This window comes from Geobacillus sp. LYN3 (genome assembly GCF_003064505.1).
GTDB classification, from domain to species: Bacteria; Bacillota; Bacilli; order Bacillales; family Anoxybacillaceae; genus Parageobacillus_B; species Parageobacillus_B toebii.
Genome location: NZ_QCWL01000025.1, coordinates 1 through 3709, shown reverse-complemented (window position 1 = coordinate 3709; position 3709 = coordinate 1). Strand labels below are relative to the sequence as shown.

At 43.3% G+C, this 3709-nt stretch carries 4 protein-coding genes and 2 pseudogenes; 4 read left to right on the top strand and 2 right to left on the bottom strand.

Features of this window, described 5'->3' with window-relative positions:
- Positions 1 to 64: 64 nt before the first annotated feature.
- The 3 genes and pseudogenes from DCC82_RS16625 to DCC82_RS16610 form a co-directional block, all read left to right on the top strand.
- A pseudogene (locus DCC82_RS16625) lies at positions 65 to 319 on the top strand (MFS transporter); the annotation flags it as partial.
- Between the two features lie 283 nt (positions 320 to 602).
- Positions 603 to 1745 (top strand): annotated as a pseudogene (locus DCC82_RS18905) (Rpn family recombination-promoting nuclease/putative transposase).
- Positions 1746 to 1964: 219 nt separating this feature from the next.
- Positions 1965 to 2462 (top strand): macro domain-containing protein, encoded by a 498-nt coding sequence (locus tag DCC82_RS16610; protein ID WP_097355106.1) that lies wholly within the window; start codon positions 1965 to 1967, stop codon positions 2460 to 2462.
- A gap of 66 nt (positions 2463 to 2528) precedes the next feature.
- On the opposite strand, the gene DCC82_RS16605 is transcribed toward DCC82_RS16610, so the two are convergent.
- Positions 2529 to 2774, bottom strand: coding sequence for a hypothetical protein (locus tag DCC82_RS16605; protein WP_015865226.1), 246 nt, complete (start codon positions 2772 to 2774; stop codon positions 2529 to 2531).
- Positions 2775 to 2779: 5 nt separating this feature from the next.
- Positions 2780 to 3127, bottom strand: a complete 348-nt coding sequence (locus DCC82_RS16600; protein WP_097355105.1) for an ArsR/SmtB family transcription factor — start codon at positions 3125 to 3127, stop codon at positions 2780 to 2782.
- A gap of 294 nt (positions 3128 to 3421) precedes the next feature.
- On the opposite strand from DCC82_RS16600, the gene DCC82_RS17515 reads away from it, so the two are divergent.
- A complete protein-coding gene (locus DCC82_RS17515) occupies positions 3422 to 3580 on the top strand; it encodes a hypothetical protein (protein ID WP_156482450.1) in 159 nt (52 codons plus the stop codon).
- Positions 3581 to 3709 lie beyond the last annotated feature (129 nt).

Below are 3709 nucleotides of genomic sequence, written 5' to 3'. Positions count from 1 at the left end.
CAACCAGCCGAACGCGGCAGCCAATTAGGCTAGTTGCAAGCCCACGGCTTTAGCCGTTGGGTAGTTGACTTCGAGAACGTATATTGTCGAACTTTCGCCGAAAGACAAGCAAGGGCAATTTTTCGGGCTGTTCGCTTTTTCCGGAAAAGTGTCGGCCATCGTCGGTCCGGCGGTTTACGGAAGCATTACTCTCCTTCTTCATTCGTATGGAAACATTGCCAATCGGTTGGCGATGGGATCGCTTTTGGTGATGGTGCTCCTTGGCATTTTCTTTTTGCGGAAAGTAAAGCCGCAGGCGCCTGCCGAGCCGGAAAGCTGACGGGAGATTTTGTGGATGCTTGTCACTTGTCAGCCATCGGAAAAGCTTTATTTTCTTATCGACAGCGGTCGTATACGTTAGGACAGATCATTATAAAAAGACACACAGTATCTTCCCGAAATTTGCCGGAGATTAGCAGGATAAAAGAGAAGGAGAGCGTTTCCGCGAAGGTGGTTCGCTCTCCTTTTTTGTAAAAAAATTCAGTATTCTTATTGACTTTTCCTTCCTTGCCTATTTTAATGAAGATGTAACCTCTATTCTCCTCAATACTCTCCCCGAAAGGATGATCCTCGTCATGAAAGAATACCTCGATTTGAAAATGGATTTCATGTTTAAACAGTTGTTTGGCCATCCGAGCCGAAAGCGGATTACGATTGCTTTTTTGAACGCTATTTTGCATCGGAGCGGACGCGACCGTATTGTCGATGTGCAGTATGAAAATACGGAGCTTGCGAAAGAAACGGAAGATGGAAAAACGAGCCGCTTAGATGTGCTCGTGTTTACCGACCGGGGCGAGCGGATTAACGTGGAAATTCAGGTTGTTCACCAGCATGATTTGCCGGAGCGGGTGTTGTATTATTGGGCGAGGCTGTTTTCTGCGTCGCTCTCCTCCGGACAAGCGTATTCTGAGCTTCCTCCTACCATTATGGTTACGATCCTCAACTACCCTTTATTTCCTCATGAAACAGACCGCTTTCATACCGTGTTTCATTTGCGTGAAGATGAGGAACATTTCCTTTGGAGCGCTCATATTGAATTCCATGCGATTGATTTGTCACAGTTTATGGTACAATGGAAGAAATATCGGCGGGAGATGAAAAAGTCGGCAGAAGTGCCGTGGCTGATGATGTTATCGGTGGTAGACATTTGAAAAAAATGTGGGATGAAGAATTTGTTTATGAATGTCTAGCTTCGGCGGCTATCCCCTCGCGACGCTTCGGCCCCGCTGTGGCGGCGACACATTGAGTTAACTTCTCTGAGTAACCCACGCAAGGCCAAACTTTGTTTGGTCTGAGCCTCCTCGCGGGTCCTCCAGCGCGTTTCGGGGATAAGCGAGCCGCCTACGCTTTTCGATGAATTGGAGGAGTGGGCGATGAATGAACAAGAAATTCGCGAAGCGTTAGAAGAATGGGAGAAGTTAAGCGTCAGTCCGGAAAACCGATATGCGTATGAGATGCGGCTGAAATGGCTGCGCGACCAGCTTTCCAATCTTCTTGGGGAGCGGCGCGCAGGACTAGAGGAAGGATTAAAGAAAGGGAGAGCAGAAGGATTGAAGAAAGGTCGGGAAGAAGGGCGGAAAGAAGGAGTTCGACAGGTTGCATTGGAAATGCTTCGTGCTGGGTTAGACCTCGAAATGATTATGTCCGTGACGAAACTTAGTAGAGAAGAGTTGAATGAACTAGCTAAGAAAACATTGGACGATTAAATGGTTTATTGCCAAAAATTTATGTAGCGATATGCAAGAGGTCTTATATAGAACATATATGATCGCCTCTTCATGTTTTTGCACAAACAATGGCAGCTCGTTCCTGACAAAAGAATCACGTTTACAGGAGTTCTCTGCCAAGTCTTCAATAGCTAATGGATCAATTGCTTTGATTGTTTTCGAAGAAAGAAAATATTGGAGTGAATTGGAGGGATAGTTATGATCAAAGCCGTGCATGGAGACATTACGAAACTTCAAGATGTTTCCTACATTTGCAACGCGGCAAACGGAATCGGTCCGATGGGAGGAGGAGTGGCAGGCGCGATTCGCAGAGCTGGCGGCAAAGAGATTGAAATAGAAGCGATCAAAGTTTGTCAGGAGCAAAATCCGATGCCAGGCGACCTGTATGTCACCCATGCGGGAACACTTCCGTTTCAAAACATTATTCATCTAGTGACGATGAAAGAACCGGCAGGAGCGACCTCTTATGACATTGTCAAAACATGCTTAAACAATTTAGTCGCTTATTGTCAAAAACATGGAATTAACAAAGTAGCCCTGCCGGCGTTGGGAACAGGAGTAGGAAATTTGGATAAAGCAAAAGTCGCCGCCATCTTCAAAGAAGTGTTGGAACCGGTGAAAGACATCGAATTTATCGTTGTCGATATTGATGAAGAATTTATCGCATTATTTGATGGAAGCGGCAATGTTGACTAAAAGGAACGGAGCATCTTCTTTGGTGCTTCGCTCCTTTTGGTATTTTTCAAACACTTTGATTTACCTTTATTCTACCTCTCGAAGGATTTTTTCAACATTTTTCATTCGGTTATTCAGATCTTGGAGTTCTTGAAGAATTTGCTTTTGATGTTCGCTTGTGTCTCGTTGTAAAGCGAGCAATTCTTCGGACATTTTTTGATAAGCTTGTTCTTTCCCTGCTTGTATTTTGACGTGCCATGTTTTGATCAAATAGACGATAATGATTGTTGTCAATACCAATACAGTTAAACTATAAAATACACCCGTATGCATGATGTTCATTCTCCTTTCTTCTTGATGGTCAGTGTGTTTATCGACTTTGCAATCAATTCTTTCGTTAAACGAATATCAAAAGGCTTTAATTCATAATATTTCATGGATTTGCCGTCCTCTGACAGCTCCAACTCACTCGTTACCAGCCCCGCTGCCTCTAATTTCTGCAAATGCATATAAAGCAAGGGACGGCTCATCTGAACGGCTCTTGCTAATTGGCTCACATACTGCCTCTCTTTTGCTAATATAGAAATAATTTTTAAGCGATGAGGGTTCGACAGAGCTTCCAATACAGCAAGCAATTCATCACCAGACAAGTCATCTCCAGACAAGCTCGGATTTTTATTTATCATCACTATGTCTCTCCCTTTTTATTCCGCGTCTTATCCAATCTTCTCGACTGCTATAACCCCGTTTAAAGTTTTACGGTACTCAGCATCCCCCTTTCATTTTGGGATATTTAATAGTTAAAAATTTAATAACATATGTAATAAATATTTTACATGTAAGAATAATATTACATGTGTCCATTTTTGTCAACACCATAAAAAACGACTTGTACTTTGGTAAGAACACACTGATCTGATTAAAAAAACAGCACAAAAAAATCGCCATTTACCGTCTTGGCAACGGTTTAGGATTAAGTGATGGAAACATGTGAAAAAGCCACCGGCCGCAAAGCCAGCATTGAATCCATCGACCGATGCCCGTTGTTGCTTCATCGCAAAAAATGGATGACGAGTTGGCTGAAAAGCGGAATATTCGTTGGAAGGGATGATTGCAAGCGCATGGAAAAAGCAAGGTAAACCGAAAAGCCTCCCGCTGAATGGTGTTTAGCAGGAGGCTAATTTTAATAATCAGCTCCATCAGCTCTGAGGAGTAAAAATTCTTCGAGATAAATTGAACTTCTAGCCCCCAAATTTTGATAAATATGC